Origin of the sequence: Paracoccus aminovorans (genome assembly GCF_900005615.1) — a bacterium.
Classification (GTDB): domain Bacteria; phylum Pseudomonadota; class Alphaproteobacteria; order Rhodobacterales; family Rhodobacteraceae; genus Paracoccus; species Paracoccus aminovorans.
Genome location: NZ_LN832559.1, coordinates 2,495,001 through 2,516,425 on the forward strand (window position 1 = coordinate 2,495,001; position 21,425 = coordinate 2,516,425).

Genomic DNA, 21,425 nt, shown 5'->3' on the forward strand with positions numbered 1-21,425 from the left:
TTCGCGGTATAGGTTTTCATCTGTCGGTCCCTTTGGGGGCTGTAATTCGAGATGGCGGTATATCGGCCAAAGCGGCGCGCAAATCAAGCGTGCGGATCGCCAATTACCAAATGAAAATCAGCATCTTACAAAATAGGTATTACAATACCTCACTCCAAGGCCCGATTTTCGGCGGGTTTTGGCGGAATCGAATAGGTCATCGAGCATCGCGCCACCGCATCGGCGCGCCCTGCCGAGAAGACCAGGCACTCGCCCACCGCCAGGCTCCGGCCCAGCTTGAGGATGCGGCATTCCGCCAGCAGATCGCACCCCCCCGCGGGCTTGCGCATGAAGTCGATCGAGGCATTGGTGGTCACCGCCAGCGCCACTTCGCCGATGCGGGCCAGGATCGCCAGGTAGATTGCGACATCGGCCAGTGCGAAGATCGTCGGGCCGCTGACCGTGCCGCCGGGTCGCAGGTGCCGATCATCGACCAGAAGCCGCGCAATCAGCAGGTGCTCGTCTACCGACTCGACCCGCAGCTGATCTGCGACCTGCGGGAACACCCGGTCGAGAAACGCGTTGAGACGCGAACGATCCATCTGCAACGCCATGCTTTTCCCCCGCCCTGCCGCCGGCTAGACTGGACGGCAAGGCTCGACAAAGGCAAGCCGCGCCGTGGCGTCAGGGAGGATAGGATGAAAGACGGAGACCCCGAGCCGCTGGTGCTGCGCGAGGACCATGGCGCCGTCGCGCGGCTGATCCTGAACAGCGCCGCGAATTACAATGCGCTGTCGACGGCGATGATCGACGCGCTCTCTGATGCGTTGGACGAGGTCGCGGGCGACAGCGGCGTGCGCGCGCTGGTCATCGCGGCGCGCGGCAAGGCCTTCTGCGCCGGCCACGACCTGCGCGAGATCCAGGGCGCGCGGAACGATGCCGATCACGGCCGGGCCGCCTATGAACGGCTGTTCTCGCGTTGCGCGGCCTTGATGCAGAAACTGCCCGCCCTGCCCCAGCCGGTCATCGCCGAGGTGCAGGGCATCGCCACCGCCGCCGGCTGCCAGCTGGTCGCCAGCTGCGACATGGCCGTCGCAGCCGAGGGCGTGCGCTTCGGCGTCAACGGGGTGAACATCGGGCTGTTCTGCTCGACCCCGATGGTGGCGCTGACCCGGGCGATCCCGCCGCGCGCCGCCTTCGAGCTGCTGGTGACGGGCGAGTTCGTCGACGCCGCCCGCGCCCGCGAGCTGGGGCTGGTCAACCGGGTGACCGCCCCCGACACGCTGCAGGCCGAAACCATGGCGCTGGCGCAAACCGTCGCCGCCAAGCTGCCGGCTGCCGTGCGCCTGGGCAAGCGCGCCTTCCACGCCCAGGCCGGCATGGCGCTGGCCGAAGCCTATGCCGCGACGGGCGAAGTGATCTGCGAGAACCTGCTGCGCCCGGACACCGCCGAGGGCATCCAGGCCTTTCTGGAAAAGCGCCCGCCGGCCTGGGACTAACCCAGCGCGGCCAGCCAGGGAAACGTCTCCAGCAGCCAATAGGCAAAGACCGGGAAGGCGCCGGTCAGCAGCGCCGCGCCGACGACGACCAGCAGCAGCCCCATGATGCGCTCGATCAGCTTCAGTTGCGGCTTGATGCGGTTCATCAGCCCCATGGCGCGGTTGATGAAGATCGCGGACAGCAGGAAGGGAATGCCCAAACCCAGCGCATAGACCGCCAGCAGCGCCGCGCCGCGTCCGGCCTCGGCGCCCGTCGCCGCCAGCGACAGGATCATGCCCAGCTGAGGCCCGATGCAGGGCGTCCAGCCGAAGGCGAAGGCGAGGCCCAGGATATAGGCGCCGAACGAGGTGCCGCCCTTGTCGCCCGCGTCCAACCGCGCCTCGGTGTCGAGGAAGGGGATGCGGATGACGCGCAGGAAATGCAGGCCCATGACGATCACCACCAGCCCCGCGCCGCGGGCCAGCCAGTCCTGCCATTGAAGGAACAGCCGCCCGAAGGCCGAGGCCGCCATGCCCATCAGCAGGAACACCGTCGACAGGCCGAGGATGAAGAACAGCGCCGGCACCACCGCGCTGCGCTCGCCCGATTTCAACCCGCCGACGCCCACGCCGGTCATATAGGCCAGATAGGGCGGCACGACGGGCAGCACGCAGGGCGACAGGAAGGACAGGATTCCGGCCAGCAGCGCGACCATCGCGGCGGGCAGGAAGGCGGCATCTGCAAGCTCGATTCCCAACATGCCCGGCACCTTGCGCGATGAGAAAGGCGCGGGGAAGCCCCGCGCCCGTCAATATTCCGTGGCTGCGGCCATCGGCCCCAGGGTCAGGCTGACCACCAGCCGCGGCGCTTTGGCCGCGCGGCCTCGTCCTCGGCCATGGCGGGCTCGGACTCGGCGTGGGTTTCCTCAGCCGGGGCGTCGGGCGCGTCCGCCGGTTCGAGCGCGGCGACAGGCTCGGAGGCGACGTCGACCTCCACCTCGCTCTCGGGTTCGACCGTCGGCACGGGCCCGGATTCCGCCACAGGCTCATCCGCGGCCGGCGGCTCGGCTTCCGCCACAGCGACCTCTTCGACCGGCAGGGACGACGCCGGCTCGACGGGCGCCACGTCCTCGGCGTCGGCTTCGGCGGCAACGGTTTCAGCGGCGGCCGGCTCGTCCTCGGCCTTGCGGCGGCGGGTCCGGGTGCGGCGGCGCGGCTTGGCATCCTCTTCGGTCGCGGACTCGGCCGAGATCTCCGCCACGGCCTCCACCGCAACTTCGGCAGACGTTTCCTCCTCGCCCTCGGCCAGGGCATCAGAGACGCCCTCCTCGCTGTGATCCTCGCCCTCGCCCTCACCATTGCGGCCGCCCCGGCGACGGCGGCGACGACGGCGGCGCTTGCCGTTCTCGCCATCGCCATTCTCGCCGCGGGCTTCCTCGGCTGCCTCGCTCGGCACTTCCTCGGTCAGGTCCTCGACGTCTTCCGCCTCGACCTCTTCCCCATCGATCTGCGCCATCAGGCTGGCATCGACCGAGACCACCGGCGAGACCAGCTCGGGCACGTTCCGGGTCGCGGTCTTGAACTTCTCGATGGCGTAATCGGGCGAGATCAGCACCGGATCGGCCTCGACCCGCACGGACATGCCGTAACGCGCCTCGATATTCGCGATATGCTCGCGCTTGGCGTTCATCAGGAAATTGGCCACGGCGATGGGCGCCTTGACCAGGACCTCGCGCGAACGCTTGCGGGTGCCCTCTTCCTCGATGGCGCGCAGGATGGTCAGCGCCAGGCTGTCGTCGCTGCGGATCAGGCCGGTGCCATGGCAATGCGGGCAGGGCTGCGTGGTCGATTCCAGCATCCCCGGCCGCAGGCGCTGGCGCGACATCTCCATCAGGCCGAAGCCCGAGATGCGGCCGACCTGGATCCGCGCCCGGTCGGTCTTGAGCTTGTCCTTGAAGCGCTTCTCGACGGCGGCGTTGTTCTTGCGCTCTTCCATGTCGATGAAGTCGATGACGATCAGCCCGGCCAGGTCGCGCAGGCGCAGCTGGCGGGCGACCTCGTCAGCGGCCTCCAGGTTGGTCTTCAGCGCGGTATCCTCGATCGAGCCCTCTTTCGTGGCCCGGCCCGAGTTCACGTCGATGGCGACCAGCGCCTCAGTCACGCCGATGACGATATAGCCGCCGGATTTCAGCTGCACGACCGGGTTGAACATGCCGCCCAGATAGCTTTCGACCTGGAAGCGCGCGAAGAGCGGCATCTGGTCCTGGTAATTCTTCACGTTCTTGGCGTGGGACGGCATGATCATCTTCATGAAGTCCTTGGCGGTGCGGTAGCCGCGCTCGCCCTCGACCAGGACCTCGTCGATCTCTTTCGAGTAGATGTCGCGGATCGTGCGCTTGATCAGGTCGCCTTCCTCATAGACCGGGGCCGGAGCGATGGACTTGAAGGTCAGTTCGCGGATCTGTTCCCACAGCCGCATCAGATATTCGTAGTCGCGGCGGATCTCGGTCCGCGTCCGCTGGCTGCCGGCGGTGCGGATGATCAGGCCGGCGCCCTCCGGCACCTCCAACTCGCTGGCGATTTCCTTCAGCTTCTTGCGGTCGGCGGCATTGGTGATCTTGCGGGAAATCCCGCCGCCGCGCGCGGTGTTGGGCATCAGCACGCAATAGCGGCCGGCCAGGCTCAGATAGGTGGTCAGCGCGGCGCCCTTGTTGCCGCGCTCTTCCTTGACGACCTGGACCAGCATGATCTGCCGGACCTTGATCACTTCCTGGATCTTGTAGCGGCGGGCCCGCGGCTTCTTCGGCGGCCGGATCTCCTCGGTCACGTCCTCTTCGGCGACCGATTCGATGCCGTCGTCCTCATGCGCGTCCTCGGCATGGGCCTCGTCGCCGGCGGTGTCGCCAGTTTCACCCTCGGCGGCCTCCGCAACGGCGGAATCCGCAGGCATCGGCTCGACCGGCTCGGCATCTCCCTCCGACAGGTCCACCACGGTCATGCCGGCGATTTCGTCCGAGCTGACCACGGCATCGCCGCTGTCGGCCGCGGCCGGCTTCGGCCCCTTGCGGCGGCGCGGGTTGCGCTTGGTCTTTTCGCCCTCGTCGGCTTCGGCCACGGCGGCCTGGCGCTCTTCCTCGATCAGCGCCTGCCGGTCGGCGGCGGGGATCTGGTAATAATCGGGATGGATCTCGGCAAAGGCCAGGAAACCGTGGCGGTTGCCACCGTAATCCACGAAGGCGGCCTGCAGCGAGGGTTCGACCCGCGTGACCTTGGCCAGATAGATGTTGCCAGCAAGCTGCCGCTTGTTGACCGTCTCGAAATCAAATTCCTCGACTTTGGTTCCGTCGACCACGACCACCCGAGTCTCCTCGGCATGCGTGGCGTCGATCAGCATTTTCTTTGACATGTTTCCGTCTTTCGGGCAGCCGCACCGGCCCGCCTGTGGGCGGGGGAAGGGTCCGGCTGTCATATGAGAGGACGACGATGCCCGAGCGGACAGCAGCAATCGCGCCGGTCAGGGCTTTCCCCTGCCGCCGTTGCCGATCAAGCTGCGCTGCGCGATCCATCGCGTCTGTTTACCTTTCTTGGCCCGTGCCGCGGCGCGGTCCGGGCTGCGATATTGTCTCCCAGAGGCCCCGAGGGGCATGGGTAGGATTTTCCGCGCGTGACACCACCGGCCCTTTCAGGGGTCGCGGCTGGCTACGCGCTGCGAAACTGTCGAGGCGAACAATCCACGATTGAGATGGCCCAGCCTTGTGCCGGCAAGATAGCGGGGAAACCCGCACCGTTACAATCAGTTTTTCGCGCGGCCGCTTTCAGCCGATCAGGAACAGCGCAAGGCCCACCAGCAGCGGCAGCGCCAGCACTGCTCCGCCCAGCATCAGGCCGGGGGACGGACGCCCGGCAAGCTGGCGCCGGATCGCGACGGCCAGCATCGCAAGACCGCCGGCCGAGATCGCCAGCAACCCCAGCGCCACGGCGATCAGCCAGCCATAATCGTATCCGCCGGTCGCCTCGCTGCGCGGACGCATCCCTGCCCCCTCCGCTACCGAAAGCTACAGATAGTCGCCCCGGCTCAGCCCGTATTTGGCCATCTTCTCGTTCAGGGTCCGGCGCGGCAGGCACAGCTCGTCCATGACGGCGGCGATGCTGCCCTTGTGGCGGCGCATGGTGTTGTCGATCAGCATCTTCTCGAAGCTCTCGACATATTCCTTGAGCGGCTTGCCCTCGGTCGTCGTCGCCTCCTGCATGTCCTCGCCATCCGCCATCAGCAGCGAGGCGATCGAGCCCGAGCCGCGCCGGTTTTGCAGGACCGCGCGCTCGGCCACGTTGATGAGCTGGCGCACGTTGCCCGGCCAGGGCGCCTGCAACAGCTGCGCCGCCTCTTGCGCGGTGACCTGCGGCGGCTCGCAGCCGTATTCCTCGGCGAATTGCTCGGTCATGCGGGTGAAGAGCGACAGGATGTCCTCGCCGCGCGAGCGCAGCGGCGGCAGGGTGATCTTCAGCGCCGTCAGCCGATAGAACAGGTCGGGACGCAGCGAATCCTCGGCACGGCGGCCCTCGCCGCGGGCGTTGGAAATGGCGATGATCCGGGTCTCGGCCGGGCTGCCCTGCTCGGCGATGAAGGCCAGCAGACGCGCCTGCAACCCGTCGGACAGCGCCTCGATGTCTTCCAGACACAGCGTGCCGCCCCGCGCCTCCTCGACGGCGGGCAACCCGTTCTCGACCGGGCCGAACAGCTTCGCCGCCAGCACCTCGTCGTTATAGGCGGCGCAGGAAATCGGCACGAACTTCTTGCTGGCGCGCGGCCCGACCGCGTGCAGCGCATGGGCGACCAGCGTCTTGCCGGTGCCGGTCTCGCCGTCGATCAGCACATGGCCGTCGGCCTGGCCCAGGTCCAGGATATCCTCGCGCAGCCGGTCCATGACCGGGCTGGCGCCGATCAGCTTGGACATGACCTGCTGACCTTCCGAAAGGTCGCGGCGCAGGGCGCGGTTGTCCAGCGTCATGCGCCGGGCCTGACTGGCCTTCTTGACCAGTTCGGTCAGCCGTTCCGGATTGAACGGCTTTTCCATGAAGTCCATGGCCCCGATCCGCATCGCCTCGACCGCCATCGGCACGTCGCCATGACCGGTGATCATGATGACCGGCAGGCCCGAATCGAGCCCCATCAGCCGCTTGAGAAAGGCCATCCCGTCCATGCCCGGCATGCGGATGTCGGAAATCACCACCCCCGGCCAATCGGCGCCGATCACCTTCAATGCCTCGTCGGCGCTGGCGAAGGTCTCGGTGTCGAAGCCCGACAGCACCAGCCACTGGCTGATCGACTCGCGCATGTCGGGTTCGTCGTCGACAACGGCTATCTTCAAAGTGCGGCTCATGGGCCAATACCCCTTCCTGTCATTCCGCCGCCATCCCGCTCCCGGCCCTGCGGCCAGGATCATGGAGCGGCAGCTCAAGTTCGAATACGGCGCCCCGGTCGCCCTCGTCCGACACGTTATGCGCGGTCAGGCGCCCGCCGAAGTCGGCGGCGATTCCGGACGAGATCGCCAGGCCCAGTCCGGTCCCCTCTCCGGGCTTCTTGGTGGTGAAGAAGGGTTCAAACAGATTTTCCAGGTCCGATACACCAGGCCCGTTGTCGCGAACGGACAAGAATGCGTGAGAACCGGAGCTTACCGTGATCTCGATCGCCGGGTCGCGCATGCCCCTGATCGCGTCCACGGCATTGCGCAGCAGGTTGATGATGATCTGCTCCAGCCGGATGCGGTCGCAATAGACCATGACCGGATAGCGCGGGATGTTGCGCTGCAAGCGGATGGTGCGCGAGCGCAGCTGCGGCTCCATCATCACCAGCGCGCTGGACAGCGCCGCGCGCAGGTCCACCGGCTCGAAGGCCTCGCCGCCCTTCCTGGCATAGGATTTCAGCTGCCGGGTGATGGCCCCCATCCGCTCGACCAGATCGTCGATGCGCTGGAAACTGGACAGCGCCTCCTCGCCGCGGCCGCGTTGCAGCAGCAGCCGCGCCCCGGCCAGATAGGTCTTCATCGCCGCCAGCGGCTGGTTCAGCTCATGGCTGACGCCGGCCGACATCTCGCCCAGGGCGGCCAGTTTCGAGGATTGCTGCACGGTCTGCTCAGCCACGCGCAATTCCTTCTGCATGCGCTCGCGTTCGGCGATCTCGCGGGTCAGGCGCATGTTCAGCGCCCGCAGGTCGGCCGATTCGCGCATCCAGGCCGCCGATTCGACCCGCGCGCGGCGCGACAGCAGATAGAACACCGCCGCCAGCAGGATGGCAAAGCCCATGATGACCATGGCCAGCACGGCGTTCACCCGCTCGCGCACCGAATCATAGGTGGTAAAGGCGATCATCTTCCAGCCGCGGAACGGGATCCGGGTCTCGGACTGCATCACCGCGCGGCCGGCGACATAGGCATCCGCCGGCGTCGCCGCCCAATCCGCGGTCACCTGGAAGGCGCGCGCGATGGCCGAAGGGGCCGAGCGCACCGCCATCGCCTCGGGCAGGGTCAACCCGCGCCAGCGCGGCTCGGTCGACAGGATGATCTGCCCGGCGCTGTCCGTCACCGCGATCGCGTCCGAGATCCCGGCCCAGGACCGCACCAGCCGCACCAGATCCGCCCCGACCACGACCACGCCCAGCGTGCGCCCGTCCGCGACCACGGTGCGGGAATAGGTGAATTCATAGGCCCCCTGCGGCGAAGGCGAGACGGTGAACACCGTATCCTTGGACCGCAGCGCCTCGACGAAGAACGGCTCTTGCACATAGTTCGTGCCGATCAGGTTGCGGTCGGTGGACCCCACCACCCGCCCCGAAGCGTCCAGAAGCTTGATCGAGGCCGCCGCGATCTCCTTCTGGGCCGAGATCAGCCGCGCCGACGTCCCCGAGAAGTCGTTGCCCGTCAGCGCCGAGATCAGCGCCGGATCGCGTGCCAGCAGCAGGGGCACCACCGAGGTGCGCTGCAGTTCCGACAGCAGGTTGCCGGTATACAGCGCCGAGCGCAGCTCGGTCCGCACCCGGGTGGTTTCGGAAAACCGCGCCGTCAGCCAGGCATTGGTGAACCAGACCGTGCCCCCGGCCAGGACCAGCAGGGCAAGGATGGCACCGCGCAGGCCCCACCGGCCGGCAAGGCCGGCCCTGCCGTCCGACAGTCCCGCAGAGTTCTCTTCCTGTCGCATGCGCCTCCGGCATCGCCCCTGTCGGGGATCGGCGAAGTCTAATCCTCGAAGGGTCGCCGCTCAAGTCAGGCCGAGACAAGCTCTTGCATCAGCGACTGAAACAGCCCCGCTCCGGCGGTGCCGCCATGCGCGGCATCGGCCGCCCGCTCGGGATGCGGCATCATGCCCAGCACGCGGCGATTCTCGGACAGCACCCCGGCGATGTCGCGGACCGAGCCGTTGATCCCCAGCGCATAGGTAAAGGCGATGCGGTCCTGATCCTTCAGCGCGGCCAGCCCTTCGGGGTCGATCTGGTAATTGCCGTCGTGATGCGCGACCGGAATGCGGATCTCCTGCCCCGGCGCATAGGCGCGTGTAAAGGGGCTCGCGACGGTCTCGACCCGCAGCACCGCCTCGCGGCAGATGAATTTCAGCCCGGCATTGCGCATCAGCGCACCCGGCAGCAGCCCCAGTTCGGTCAGAACCTGGAAGCCGTTGCAGATGCCCAGCACATAGCCGCCGCCCGCGGCATGGGTCCTGATCGCGGCGGCGACGGGCGAATGCGCGGCGATGGCGCCGCAGCGCAGATAGTCGCCGAACGAAAATCCCCCCGGCACCGCCACCAGGTCGGTCCCCGCCGGCAGCGCCTCGTCCTTGTGCCAGACCCGCGTGACCTCGGCCCCGGCCCGCGTAAGCGCGACGGCCAGATCGCGGTCGCAATTCGATCCGGGAAAGGTGATGACGGCGGCTTTCATCGCAGGACTCCGTTTGGGCGTGCAATCCCCATACTCCAAGCCCGCCGCCATGTTAAGCCGCCTTCGCCCATTCTCCGTTGCGCAAATACCCGAAACGGCCGCACAACGGTCCCGCCGGCGCCGGGCCACACTTTCCGTTTTCCAAATACCCACAGGCAACGGCCCCGAAAGCGAAAGGGCCGGGGTTTCCCCCGCCCCTTCCCAAACCCGTCGGAACGATCAGGCCAGCGCCTTGTTCAGATAATCGTCGACCTTTTCCAGATAGCCGATGGTGGACAGCCATTTCTGGTCCGGCCCCACCAGCAGCGCCAAGTCCTTGGTCATGTGACCGTCCTCGACCGCCTGCACGGTGACCCGCTCCAGCGTCTGGGCAAAGTTCAGCAGCGCCTCGTTGCCGTCCAGCTTGGCGCGGTGCTTGAGGCCACCGGTCCAGGCGAAGATCGAGGCGATCGAGTTGGTCGAGGTCTGGTTGCCCTTCTGATGCTCGCGGTAATGCCGCGTCACCGTGCCATGCGCGGCCTCGGATTCGACGATCTTGCCGTCCGGCGTCATCAGCACCGAAGTCATCAGCCCCAGCGAGCCGAAGCCCTGCGCCACGATGTCCGACTGCACATCGCCGTCGTAGTTCTTGCAGGCCCAGACATAGCCGCCCGACCACTTCAGCGCCGAGGCCACCATGTCGTCGATCAGCCGGTGCTCATAAGTGATGCCGGCCTTCTTGAACTTGTCCTCGAACTCGGCGGCATAGACCTCGGCGAAGATGTCCTTGAAGCGGCCGTCATAGGCTTTCAGGATGGTGTTCTTGGTCGACAGATAGACAGGATAGCCGCGCTGCAAGCCGTAGTTCATCGAGGCGCGGGCGAAGTCGCGGATCGAATCGTCCAGGTTGTACATCGCCATGGCGACGCCGGCGCCGGGCGATTGATAGACCTCGTGCTCGATGGTCTCGCCATCCTCGCCGACGAACTTGATCGTCAGCGTGCCCTTGCCGGGGAAGCGGAAATCGGTGGCCTTGTACTGGTCGCCGAAGGCGTGGCGGCCGACGACGATGGGCTGGGTCCAGTGCGGCACCAGGCGCGGCACGTTCCTGCAGATGATCGGCTCGCGGAAGATCACGCCGCCCAGGATGTTGCGGATGGTGCCGTTGGGCGACTTCCACATCTTCTTCAGGCCGAATTCCTCGACGCGAGCCTCGTCGGGGGTGATGGTGGCGCATTTCACGCCGACGCCATATTGCTTGATCGCATTGGCGGCATCCACGGTGATCTGGTCGTTGGTGCGGTCGCGCTCCTCGATGCCCAGATCGTAATATTTCAGGTCCACGTCCAGATAGGGCAGGATCAGCTTCTGCTTGATGAAGTCCCAGATGATCCGGGTCATCTCGTCGCCGTCGAGCTCGACGACGGGGTTCTCTACCTTGATCTTCGACATGGGTGGTCCCTTCGGTTAGGATTCGGCTGCGCCGGCTATAGCCGCATTCCGGTCGAAAGGGAAGTCCGGTATGCAGTTGCATACCGAATTCTCCGCCCTTGCCCGACCGTCACTTCACGAAGAAAACCCGCGCGCTTTCGCTGAGCCAGGACCAGAGCGAAGGCGCGCCGCGCTCGATGCGCAAGCCGACGCGCTCGACCAGCTGCTCGTAGGTCACGCGGTATTCGACCCAGGATCCCCCGCCCGAGGCGATGTTCTGCATCACCGGCTGCGCCCGGTCCAGCGACTTGGCAAAGACGGCGTCCGGGGTCCGGTTCGCCTCGAACTCGGTCCAGAGCGCCTGCAGCGCGGCGCCCTGCCCCTGGGGCAGCAGGCCGAAGATGCGCGCGGCCGCAGCCGCTTCGGCGGCAAGCTGGGCGGCACCGTGATGGGCCGCGCCGTTTTGGGCATGGATCGGCACGTCGCCGGTATCGATCTCGACCAGGTCGTGCAGCAGCAGCATGCGGATGACGCGGCCGATGTCGACGCCGGGACCCGCCTCGCCCGCCAGCACCAGCGCATAAAGCGCCAGGTGCCAGCTGTGCTCGGCGCTGTTTTCGCGCCGCGAGCCATCGGCCAGCAGACTGGCGCGCAGCACCGATTTCAGCCGGTCGGCCTCGGCCAAGAAGGCCAGGCGACGGCCGAAATCGCCCCCGGGCGCGGCGCCCGCCAGCAGCGCGTCGGCGGCCTGCATCGCCTCGGGCCATTCCGCGCGCAGCCGCGCGGCGCGGCCCGAGGCCATGTTGTCGCGGACGATATCCAGATGCGCGGACAACGGCTCGGGCGCGCAAAGCACCTGGAACAGCGGCTGGATGTGGTCCAGGCGCTTGGCCATGCGGGCATCGGGCGTCACCCCTGCCTCGAACTCGTGCCACAGCGCCAGCAGCACCTCGCCCCCCGGCAACAGGCCGAAGAGCCGGTGCGCGGCCTCCGCCTCGGCCGCCTGCACGGCCGCGACGTCATGGGCCAGGTGGATCGGATGATCGCCGCAGTCGATCTCGACCAGGTCGTGGATCAGGATCATGGCGATGGCCCGATCCGTGGCGCCGAAGACCAGCGCATAAAGCGCGACGTGCCAGCTGTGCTCGGCGCTGTTTTCCGGCCGCGACAGATCCATCAGCACATTCGCACGCTCGACCGTCTTCAGCCGGTCGGCCTCGGTCAGGAAGGCGAGTTGCAGGGTCAGGTCGGTCATGGCGCCTTTGCAGAAATGCCCGGGAAGGGGCCGGGCCTCCGGTCCTATCGCGTGCTTTCGGTCAGGCGGCGGCGGACATAGGTCTGCACCGTGTCGATCATCGGCTTCATGTGGACCTCGTCGTCGCGGAAGAAATGGTCCGCGCCCTCGATTTCCTCATGGGTGATGGTGATGCCCTTCTGCTCGCGCAGCTTGCCGACCAGGGCATGGGTGTCCTTGGGCGGCGCCACGCGGTCGGCGGTGCCGTTGATGATCAGCCCCGAGGACGGGCAAGGCGCCAGGAACGAGAAGTCGTACATGTTCGCCGGCGGCGCGACCGAGATGAAGCCGGTGATCTCGGGCCGGCGCATCAGCAGCTGCATGCCGATCCAGGCGCCGAAGGAAAACCCCGCGACCCAGCAATGCTTGCTGTTGGGGTTCATCGCCTGCAGATAGTCCAGCGCCGAGGCGGCATCCGACAACTCGCCGATGCCCTGGTCGAACTCGCCCTGGCTGCGCCCGACGCCGCGGAAATTGAACCGCATGACGGTGAAGCCCATGCGGTGGAAGGCGTAATGCAGGTTGTACACGACCCGGTTGTTCATGGTGCCGCCGTATTGCGGATGCGGGTGCAGCACGATGGCGATGGGCGCGTCCGGGTTGGGCTGCGTATGATAGCGACCCTCCAGGCGACCTTCGGGACCGGGGAAAATCAGTTCGGGCATGGGCTTCCTTCGAGACTCGGGTTTCTTGACCCTGTGGCGGCGCGGCTCTAGATCGTCAATTTGGGAAGCGCGCCCGATATAGGCAAGACGCATCAAGGACGGCGCGGGGGAATTAGCCCTCGCCGCACGTTTCGTCAATGGCTTGCGGCCAGTGGGAGAGGCAAGATGAAACTGTCAACCAAAGGACGTTACGCGATGGTCGCGCTGGTGGACCTGGCCATCGCCAAGGGCGACGACCTGACCTCGCTGGCCGAGATCTCGCAGCGGCAGGATATTTCCCTGCCCTATCTGGAACAGCTGTTCGTGCGGCTGCGCCGCGCCGGGCTGGTCGAATCGGTGCGCGGCCCCGGCGGCGGCTACCGTCTGGCCAAGACGCCCGAGACGATCCGTGTCGCCGACATCCTGGAGGCCGTGGACGAGACGGTCAGCGCGCTGCATGTCGGCGCCGGCGCCTCGGGCGGGGTCTCGGGGTCGCGTGCGCAGACGCTGTCGAACCGGCTGTGGGAAAGCCTGTCGGCGCATGTCTATGTCTTCCTGCACAATCACACGCTGGCGGACGTGGCCCGCAACCAGCTGCTGCCCTGCCCGGCGCTGCCGAAGCTGCTGTCGATCGTGGACGACTAGGCGGGGCGGGCAGGCCGCTCCCGTCACGCGGCCGTCACCTTTCCTTGCGAAACCGCGCGCATGGCCCTAAATGAGCCTTTCCGTTGACCTTGCACGGTTTCGCGACCGGGGGACCCGCGCCATGTCCGATCTGCAGACGCCCTATTACCTGATCGACCTCGCCAAGCTGCGGGCGAACATGGAGCGCATCGCCTATCTGCGCGAACGCTCGGGGGCGAAATGCCTGCTGGCGCTGAAATGTTTCGCCACCTGGTCGGCCTTCGACTTCATGCGCGACTTCATGGACGGCACCACCTCGTCCTCGCTGTTCGAGCTGCGGCTGGGCCGCGAGGAGTTCGGCAAGGAAACCCATGCCTATTCCGTCGCCTGGGCCGATCACGAGATCGACGAGGCGCTGGGCTATGCCGACAAGATCATCTTCAACAGCCTGGGCCAGCTCGACCGTTTCGGGGCGAAGGCGGCCGAGCGGGGCATCGCCATGGGGTTGCGGCTGAACCCGCGGTTCTCGACCTCGGGCTTCGACTTGGCCGATCCGGCGCGGCCGTTCTCGCGGCTGGGCGAATGGGACCTGAACCGGCTGGAGGCGGCGCTGGACCGCATCTCGGGCGTGATGATCCATTACAACTGCGAGAACGCCGATTTCGAGCTTTTCGACGCGCAGCTGGGCCGGATCGAGGCCGAATTCGGCGGTTTCCTGGAAAAACTCGACTGGGTCAGCCTGGGCGGCGGCATCCATTTCACCGGCGACGGCTATCCGCTGGACCGGCTGGCCGACCGGCTGAAGGCGTTCTCGGAACGCTTCGGCGTGCAGGTGTTCCTCGAACCGGGCGAGGCCAGCATCACCCGCTCGACCTCGCTTGAGGTCACGGTGCTGGACGTGATCCATCACGGCAAGGACGTGGCCATCGTGGACAGCAGCATCGAGGCGCATATGCTCGACCTGCTGATCTATCGCGAGACGGCGAAGCTGCCGCAGGACGGCGAGCATCCCTTCCAGATCGCCGGCAAGACCTGCCTCGCGGGCGACATCTTCGGCGAGGGCCGCTTCCCGGCACCGCTGAAGGTCGGCGACCGGATCAGCATCGCCGATGCCGGCGGCTATACCATGGTCAAGAAGAACTGGTTCAACGGCGTCGCCATGCCCGCCATCGCCATCCGGGCCGAGGACGGAACGATCCGCGAGGTCCGCCGGTTCGACTACGACGACTACAAAGCCAGCCTGTCCTGAGCAGGCGCAAGCCATCCCTTTCCCAGCCCCGAAAAGGAGACTGAATTGGCCAAGAACGTGCTCATCATCGGCGCCGGCGGCGTCGCCCAGGTGGTCGCGCACAAGGTGGCGCAGAACGCCAAGGAATTCGGAACGCTGCATATCGCCAGCCGAACCGTGTCCAAGGCCGAGAAGATCATCGCGAGCATTCGTGAGAAGGGCCATTCGGTCGAATTCGCCGCCCATCCGCTGGACGCCATGGACAGCGCGGCGGTGGCGGCGCTGATCCGCCAGATCGACGCGCATATCGTCATCAACGTGGGCTCGGCCTTCGTGAACATGACCGTGCTGCAAGGCTGCATCGACACCGGCGCCGCCTATATCGACACCGCCATCCACGAGGACCCGGCCAAGGTCTGCGAGACGCCGCCCTGGTACGGCAACTACGAATGGAAGCGGCGCGCGGACTGCGAAAAGGCCGGCGTGACCGCCATTCTGGGCGCGGGCTTTGACCCCGGCGTGGTCAACGCCTATGCCCGGCTGGCCGAGGACGAATATTTCGACAAGATCGAATCGATCGACATCGTCGACATCAACGCCGGCAGCCACGGCCGCTGGTTCGCCACCAATTTCGACCCCGAGATCAATTTCCGCGAATTCACCGGCACGGTCTATTCCTGGCAGGGCGGCGAATGGCGCACCAACAAGATGTTCGAGGTCGGCCGCGAATGGGACCTGCCCGTCGTCGGCAAGCGCACCGCCTATCTGTCCGGCCATGACGAGGTGCACAGCCTCTCGGCCCGCTACAAGGACGCCGACGTGCGCTTCTGGATGGGCTTCGGCGAGCATTACATCAATGTCTTCACCGTGTTGCAGAACCTGGGCCTGCTGTCGGAGCAGCCGGTCAAGACCGCCGAGGGGCTGGAGGTCGTGCCGCTGAAACTGGTCAAGGCCGTGCTGCCCGACCCGGCCAGCCTGGCGCCCGACTACGAGGGCAAGACCTGCATCGGCGATCTGGTCAAGGGCACGCTGGACGGCAAGCCGGGCGAGGTCTTCATCTACAACGTCGCCGACCACAAGGACGCTTATAACGAGGTCGGCAGCCAGGGCATCAGCTACACCGCCGGCGTGCCGCCGGTCGCGGCGGCGATCCTGATCGCCCGCGGCCCCTGGGACGTCCGGAAGATGGCCAATGTCGAGGACCTGCCGGCCCGTCCCTTCCTGGAAATGCTGGGCGACCTGGGCCTGCCGACCCGCGTCATCGACGCCTCGGGCGACCATCCGCTGTAAGCGGCAGCCGCTTTAACCTAAATCAGCCCCGCGCCGAGGAACCCCGGCGCGGGGCCTGCGTTTCCGCCTGCGCCCTGCCGCGGGCGCCCGAGGACCGGAGGGATCATGGTGCCGCCAGACAATCACATGTTCCCGGTCTCGAAACCGGACGAAAAGCGGTCCCTGCCCCGCGTCGCCAATTGGGCGGTGATCGGCATCTTCCTGTTCCTGCTGTTCACCTTCTTCGCCGACGCGCGGGACTTCCTGATGCCGGTGACGCTGGCCTTTCTGCTGTTCTTCGTGTTCGTCCCCTTCCGCCGGCTGATGGAGCGGCTGGGCATCGGCGCCGTCGTCACCGCAGCCATCGTCTCGCTGGGGCTGGTGATCTCGGTGGTGGTGATCGGCTTCGTGATCTCGGGGCCGGTGAACCGGCTGATCGAGAACTCCTCGCAGATCGGCGACCGGCTGGAGCAGCGCTTTACCGAACTGCGCAGCAATTTCCGCGGGCTGGAGCGGGCGGCGGAAAAGATCGACGAACTGACCGGCGGCGGCGGCAAGCCCCCTCCTGCTCCTCCGGGCGAGGCGGTGCCGGACGCCACGCTGACCGGCACGCTGACCTCGGTGCCGGAACCGGGCACGCCGCAGCCCCCGGACCAGAAGATCCAGGTCGAGGTGAACGCCGCGCCCCAGACCTCGACCCTGGTCAGCGTGTTGAACCTTGGCCCGGCCTTCGTCGGCCAGATCATCCTGACGCTGTTCCTGCTGTTCTTCCTGCTGTCCTCGGGCGATCTGCTTTACCTCAAGATCGTGCAGAGCTTCGACTCCATGCGCGAAAAGCGCGCCGCCTACCTGGCGCTGCGCGAGATCGAGGATTCGCTCGGCGCCTATCTGGGCGCGATCACGCTGATCAACGCCTGCCTGGGCATCGCGGTCGGGCTGGCGATGTGGGCCTGGGGCATGCCCAGCCCGATGCTCTTTGGCTTGGCGGTGTTCCTGCTGAACTACATCCCCTATCTGGGGCCGATCACCGGCGTCATCGTCACCATGCTGGTCGGGCTGTTCGTCTATGACGACCTGTTCACGCCCTTCATGGTCGGCCTGACCTATTTCGGCATCTCGGCGGTCGAGGGCCAGCTGATTACGCCCTATTTCGTCTCGCGCAAGCTGCAGCTGAACACGGTCGTGGTGTTCCTGACCGTAGCGCTTTGGGCCTGGCTGTGGTCGGTGATCGGCATGATCGTCGCGGTGCCGCTGCTGGTGGTGATGCGGGTGCTGGCCGACCATATTCCCGGGCTCGAGAAATTCGGCAACTTCCTGGCCGGCGAGGATCCGCCCGCATTGGAGGACGAGGACGAGGAAGAGGCCCGCGATCTGGTCGAAGCCGGCGACGATGCCGGCGACGCGGCCGACGCCGCCAAGGCCACCGCGCCGCTGGCCGCACCGGGATAGCGACGATCCCCACTGGACCTGCGGCGAAAACATGGCATGATCGCGACGTCAGCTATGGACGAATCGCGACACATGCCCGAACCCGACACATCCTCCGACCAGAACCAGCCCCGGCTGCGCATCGGCTTCCTGCTGGCGCCGCGTTTCACGCTGTCGGCCTTTGCCACTTTCGTCGACGTGCTGCGCCTGGCCGCCGACGACGGCGACGGCTCGCGGCCGATCCGCTGCCGCTGGCGGGTGCTGTCCTCGGACATGGCGCCGGTGCAAAGCTCTTGCGGCATCCGCATCGAGCCGGACGAGCGGCTGGGCGATCCGACGCGCTTCGACTATATCGTCGCCGTGGGCGGGCTGATCGACGGCGGTCCCGGCCTGTCGCTGGACCAGGGCGCCTTCCTGAAGCGGGCGGCGCAGGCGCGGGTGCCGCTGGCCGGGCTTTGCACCGCGGTGTTCTCGATGGCGCGCTTCGGACTGATGGACGGCTACCGCTGCTGCGTCAGCTGGTTCCACCACCAGGATTTCCTGGCCGAGTTCGAGAAGATGCGCCCGGTCTCGGACCAGATCTTCGTGGTGGATCGCGACCGGCTGTCCTGTTCCGGCGGGGTCAGCGCGGCGCATCTGGCCGCCTTCCTGATCGACCGCCACCTGGGCCGTGCCGCGGCGCGCAAGGCGCTGTCGATCCTGATGATCGACGAGCCGATGCAAGGCGACCGCCCCCAGCCCGGCCTGCCGCTGGAACTGCACGCCCGCGACCCGCTGGTCCGCCGGGCCCTGCTGGCGATGCAGCAGAACCTGCACGCACCCCTGCCCATCGCCCGCATCGCCCGCGACCTGGGCGTCGGCCGGCGCAAGCTGGAACGGCATTTCAACGCCGATCTGGGGATTCCGCCCGCCGATGCCTCGATCCGCATCCGGTTGGCGCAGGCGCGGATGCTGCTGGCGCGCACCGACCGCACCGTCACCCGCATCGCCGAGGAGACCGGCTTCTGCGACGCCTCGCACCTGATCCGCGTCTTCCGCGAGACCGAGGGCACCACCCCCGACCTCTGGCGTCAAAGCCGCGGCGTGCTGACCGAGCAAGAGCCGGTCTGACGCGCGTTGCTTCGCCCCTGCCCGCAACCGGCGCGAATCTTCGGGATAATGGCCGCGCCTTCGGGACCAGAACAGGAGCAAGAGATGCCGAACAAAGCCATTGTCAGGGGCGTCCTGATGGACGCCACCCTCGCCCCCATCGCCCAGGGCAAGATCGTCGCCACGCTGAACGGCTCGGACGTGTTCGGCGACGGCGTCCGGGTGGTGACCCAGAAGGTCGAGACCACGACCGACGCGCAGGGCGCCTGGTCGCTGGCGCTGATCGTCAACGGCGAGGGCGACGCCGCCAGCACCAGCTGGACCATCGAGGGTTACGACCCCTATGTCGCCAAGATCTTCGAGGTGAAGTCGCTATTCATCGCCTCGGTGCTGGACGTCTCGCTGGGCGACCTGGAAAAGACCAGCCCCCAGAACCTGAAGGCGGCCAAGGAGGGGGCCTCGGCCCGGCTGATCGTGGTCCGCGACCTGGCGCAATACGATGCGCTGTCCGCGACGCAGAAGCGCAGCACCGACATCGTCCTGGTCAAGGCCGCCTGATCCGGCCCTCGCGGCAGCCGGTCGCCCGACTGTCGCGTTGCAACGGTGTTTGCACGCTTGCCGGCCGCACCGCTTCACGTCGAGAGATCTGCGCCTAAAAGGCAATGGCTCCTGCGAACGGGTCCTTCCTGCCTGATGGAGGCGCAGAAACCCGGCCTCTTCTCAAGGGCTTCCGAAAATCAGAGAGCAGTCCGGGGCGCTTTTCTCAGGGAAGGGCAAGCCGCGAATGGACGACAGGCGCGTCCCAATCGGAATACACTCGATCCTTCGCAATGGTCCAGATAGGCCCGATTTTCCTAAACGCCTTGGCATGCCATCATCTGACCCTGCTCAACCTCGGCAGGCGACAGCATTGCCGTTCCTCTCATGCTTGCGCTTCGGATTGTGGAACATCTCTATGTAATTGAACAAGTCTTGCCTGGCCTCTTGCGCGTCCAGCAAGTTCTGCGTCTGATCCGTTCGCGCTCGAGCAGATTGAAGAAGCTCTCGGCGACGGCGTTCTATGCTGGGAACGGTGTCCCGGACCGGCCTGAACTCATGCTACGAAAACCGGCCCCCCGCTAGGGTTGAGGCCGAACGCTCCCATCAGCGTGATGAAGGCTGCAGAAACGACCAATGGACCGTGGGAATGTTGCGCTTTCTGTCATTTCCCAACACCGGCCGTCGCTGCAGCCCCGCTATTCCACCGTCACAGACTTCGCGAGGTTGCGCGGCTGGTCCACGTCCGTGCCCTTGGCGACCGCCGTGTGATAGGCCAGATATTGCATCGGCACCGCATAGAGGATCGGCTGGAACAGCCCGCCGCCGGTGGGCATCCGCAGCTCCGCCCGGACGCCATGGCCGCCCAGCTCCAGCCCCGCCGGGTCCGAGATCAGCAGCACCTGCCCGTGCCGCGCCATGACCTCCTGCATGTTCGAGACCGTCTTGTCGAACAGCTCGTCGCGCGGGGCCAGCACCACCACCGGCACGTTGCGGTCGATCAGCGCGATGGGCCCGTGCTTCAACTCGCCCGAGGCATAGCCCTCGGCATGGATGTAGCTGAGCTCCTTCAGCTTCAGCGCGCCCTCCAGCGCCACCGGGTATAGCGCGCCGCGCCCCAGGTAGAGCACGTCCTGCGCCTCGGACAGCCAGCCGGCCAGCCGGCGGCATTCGTCGCTGACCGCCAGCGCCTGGTTCAGCAGCGCCGGCAGCGCGCGCAGGTCGGCAAGATGCGCCGCCAGTTCCGCATCCGTCAGCCGGCCACGGTCATGCGCCGCCTTCAGCGCCAGCACCGCCAGCACGGCAAGCTGGCAAGTGAAGGCCTTGGACGAGGCTACGCCGACCTCGATCCCGGCCAGCGTCGGCAGGGCGATGTCGGCGTCGCGCGCGATGGCCGAGGTGCCGACGTTCACCACCCCCACCGTCCGCGCCACCTTGTCGCGGGCGTAATGCAGCGCCGCCAGCGTATCCGCGGTCTCGCCCGACTGGCTGACGAACAGCGCCCAGCTTTGCGGCGACAGCGGCGGCTCGCGGTAACGGAACTCGGAGGCCACGTCCAGGTCGCAGGGCAGGCCCGCCAGCGTCTCGAACCAGTAGCGCGCGACATGGGCGGCATAGAAGGCGGTGCCGCAGCCGACCAGCGTCAGCCGGTCCACGCCGCGAAAGTCGATCGCCTCGGGCAGCACCAGACGGTCGCCCTTGATGTAGTGGTTCAGCGCGTCGCCCAAAACAACCGGTTGTTCCGCGATCTCCTTGGCCATGAAATGGCGATAGCCGCCCTTGTCGATCCGGGTCGAGCCGACGTCGATCTGCTGCACCTCGCGCTCGACCGACCGGCCCTCGGCGTCGAAGACCTGGGCGCCGGCGCGGCGCAGGATGGCGTGGTCGCCGTCCTCAAGATAGGTGATGCGATCGGTGAAGGGTGCCAGAGCGATGGCGTCCGAGCCCAGGAACATCTCGCCCTCGCCGTGGCCGATGGCCAGCGGGCTGCCCTTGCGGGCGGCGATCATCAGGTCGGTCTCGCCCTCGAAGAGGAAGGCCAGCGCGAAGGCGCCGTGCAGCCGCGACAGCGTCGCCCGCGCGGCCTGGATCGCGTCCATGCCCTGCGCCATGTGCCAGGCGGTCAGCAGGGCCACCGTCTCGGTATCGGTCTGCGATTCGGGCTCCATGCCCAGCGCGATCACCTCGTCGCGCAATTCGCGGAAATTCTCGACGATGCCGTTGTGGACAACGGCCACCGGGCCGCGACGATGGGGGTGGGCGTTGGCCTCGGTCGCGGCGCCATGGGTGGCCCAGCGGGTATGGCCGATGCCGGCATGGCCGGTCAGCGGCTCATGCACCAGCCGGTCCGAGAGATTGACCAGCTTGCCCACCGCCCGGCGCCGGTCCAGCCGGCCGGCTTCGTCGACCGTCGCCACGCCGGCGCTGTCATAGCCGCGGTATTCCAGCCGCTTCAGCGCCTCGACCAGTTGGGGCGAGACCTCGTGCTGGCCCAGGATTCCGATGATTCCGCACATG

The 21,425-nt window shown here is 66.9% G+C and carries 19 protein-coding genes and 1 pseudogene (1 of these 20 only partly in view); 7 read left to right on the forward strand and 13 right to left on the reverse strand.

Going from position 1 to position 21,425, the window contains the following annotated elements; all coding sequences use genetic code 11:
• A protein-coding gene (rplM, locus tag JCM7685_RS12460) for a 50S ribosomal protein L13 (RefSeq protein ID WP_017998496.1) crosses the window boundary here: on the reverse strand, window positions 1-20 show its beginning. The gene continues 445 nt to the left of window position 1, outside the view; 20 of the gene's 465 nt are visible here — the first part of the coding sequence; the start codon lies at window positions 18-20; its stop codon lies off the left edge, out of view.
• 129 nt (window positions 21-149) lie between these two features.
• Window positions 150-593 carry a PaaI family thioesterase gene (locus JCM7685_RS12465; RefSeq protein ID WP_074969004.1) on the reverse strand — a complete coding sequence of 148 codons (444 nt, stop codon included), beginning with the start codon at window positions 591-593 and terminating at the stop codon, window positions 150-152.
• A gap of 84 nt (window positions 594-677) precedes the next feature.
• Between JCM7685_RS12465 and JCM7685_RS12470 the strand changes: the two genes are divergently transcribed.
• The gene (locus tag JCM7685_RS12470) at window positions 678-1,478 is read left to right on the forward strand and encodes an enoyl-CoA hydratase (RefSeq protein WP_074969006.1); all 801 of its coding nucleotides are present in this window, start codon (window positions 678-680) and stop codon (window positions 1,476-1,478) included.
• Here JCM7685_RS12470 and JCM7685_RS12475 read toward each other — a convergent pair.
• The 9 genes from JCM7685_RS12475 to JCM7685_RS12515 all read right to left on the reverse strand — a co-directional run bounded on the left by JCM7685_RS12475 (window position 1,475) and on the right by JCM7685_RS12515 (window position 12,754).
• Window positions 1,475-2,218 (reverse strand): cytochrome c biogenesis CcdA family protein, encoded by a 744-nt coding sequence (locus JCM7685_RS12475; protein ID WP_074969008.1) that lies wholly within the window; start codon window positions 2,216-2,218, stop codon window positions 1,475-1,477. The two genes, JCM7685_RS12470 and JCM7685_RS12475, sit on opposite strands and share 4 nt — an antisense overlap.
• An 83-nt stretch (window positions 2,219-2,301) precedes the next feature.
• Entirely contained in the window at window positions 2,302-4,863 is a 2,562-nt protein-coding gene (locus JCM7685_RS12480; RefSeq protein WP_074969010.1) for an Rne/Rng family ribonuclease, read from the reverse strand.
• Window positions 4,864-5,272: 409 nt separating this feature from the next.
• Entirely contained in the window at window positions 5,273-5,488 is a 216-nt protein-coding gene (locus JCM7685_RS12485) for a hypothetical protein (RefSeq protein ID WP_074969012.1), read from the reverse strand.
• A gap of 24 nt (window positions 5,489-5,512) precedes the next feature.
• A complete protein-coding gene (locus JCM7685_RS12490; protein ID WP_074969014.1) occupies window positions 5,513-6,838 on the reverse strand; it encodes a sigma-54-dependent transcriptional regulator in 1,326 nt (441 codons plus the stop codon).
• A 19-nt stretch (window positions 6,839-6,857) separates the two neighbouring features.
• Window positions 6,858-8,651, reverse strand: a complete 1,794-nt coding sequence (locus JCM7685_RS12495) for a sensor histidine kinase (protein WP_100526083.1) — start codon at window positions 8,649-8,651, stop codon at window positions 6,858-6,860.
• A 65-nt stretch (window positions 8,652-8,716) separates the two neighbouring features.
• On the reverse strand, window positions 8,717-9,385 hold the full coding sequence (gene purQ, locus JCM7685_RS12500) for a phosphoribosylformylglycinamidine synthase subunit PurQ (RefSeq protein ID WP_074969016.1): 669 nt from the start codon (window positions 9,383-9,385) through the stop codon (window positions 8,717-8,719).
• Between the two features lie 219 nt (window positions 9,386-9,604).
• Window positions 9,605-10,816, reverse strand: a complete 1,212-nt coding sequence (locus JCM7685_RS12505; RefSeq protein WP_074969018.1) for an NADP-dependent isocitrate dehydrogenase — start codon at window positions 10,814-10,816, stop codon at window positions 9,605-9,607.
• Between the two features lie 109 nt (window positions 10,817-10,925).
• Window positions 10,926-12,050: an HD domain-containing protein gene (locus JCM7685_RS12510; RefSeq protein WP_074969020.1), complete on the reverse strand. Its 1,125-nt coding sequence runs from the start codon at window positions 12,048-12,050 to the stop codon at window positions 10,926-10,928.
• A 44-nt stretch (window positions 12,051-12,094) separates the two neighbouring features.
• The gene (locus JCM7685_RS12515) at window positions 12,095-12,754 is read right to left on the reverse strand and encodes an alpha/beta hydrolase (protein ID WP_074969022.1); all 660 of its coding nucleotides are present in this window, start codon (window positions 12,752-12,754) and stop codon (window positions 12,095-12,097) included.
• A gap of 165 nt (window positions 12,755-12,919) precedes the next feature.
• Between JCM7685_RS12515 and iscR the strand changes: the two genes are divergently transcribed.
• From iscR to JCM7685_RS12545, 6 genes are all read left to right on the forward strand, one after another.
• Entirely contained in the window at window positions 12,920-13,378 is a 459-nt protein-coding gene (iscR, locus tag JCM7685_RS12520) for a Fe-S cluster assembly transcriptional regulator IscR (protein WP_074969024.1), read from the forward strand.
• Between the two features lie 121 nt (window positions 13,379-13,499).
• The gene (locus JCM7685_RS12525) at window positions 13,500-14,606 is read left to right on the forward strand and encodes a carboxynorspermidine decarboxylase (protein ID WP_074969026.1); all 1,107 of its coding nucleotides are present in this window, start codon (window positions 13,500-13,502) and stop codon (window positions 14,604-14,606) included.
• A 45-nt stretch (window positions 14,607-14,651) separates the two neighbouring features.
• Entirely contained in the window at window positions 14,652-15,875 is a 1,224-nt protein-coding gene (locus JCM7685_RS12530) for a saccharopine dehydrogenase family protein (RefSeq protein ID WP_074969028.1), read from the forward strand.
• Window positions 15,876-15,980: 105 nt separating this feature from the next.
• The gene (locus JCM7685_RS12535) at window positions 15,981-17,303 is read left to right on the forward strand and encodes an AI-2E family transporter (RefSeq protein WP_074969030.1); all 1,323 of its coding nucleotides are present in this window, start codon (window positions 15,981-15,983) and stop codon (window positions 17,301-17,303) included.
• A 72-nt stretch (window positions 17,304-17,375) separates the two neighbouring features.
• Window positions 17,376-18,392 carry a GlxA family transcriptional regulator gene (locus JCM7685_RS12540; protein WP_074969085.1) on the forward strand — a complete coding sequence of 339 codons (1,017 nt, stop codon included), beginning with the start codon at window positions 17,376-17,378 and terminating at the stop codon, window positions 18,390-18,392.
• An 84-nt stretch (window positions 18,393-18,476) separates the two neighbouring features.
• Window positions 18,477-18,929, forward strand: coding sequence for a hypothetical protein (locus JCM7685_RS12545; protein ID WP_074969032.1), 453 nt, complete (start codon window positions 18,477-18,479; stop codon window positions 18,927-18,929).
• 296 nt (window positions 18,930-19,225) lie between these two features.
• Here the strand turns inward: JCM7685_RS12545 and JCM7685_RS19615 are convergent.
• Both JCM7685_RS19615 and glmS read right to left on the reverse strand, forming a co-directional pair.
• Window positions 19,226-19,429: pseudogene (locus JCM7685_RS19615) on the reverse strand (IS3 family transposase); the annotation flags it as partial.
• A 177-nt stretch (window positions 19,430-19,606) separates the two neighbouring features.
• The gene (gene glmS, locus JCM7685_RS12550) at window positions 19,607-21,424 is read right to left on the reverse strand and encodes a glutamine--fructose-6-phosphate transaminase (isomerizing) (protein WP_074969034.1); all 1,818 of its coding nucleotides are present in this window, start codon (window positions 21,422-21,424) and stop codon (window positions 19,607-19,609) included.
• Between the last annotated feature and the right edge of the window lies 1 nt (window position 21,425).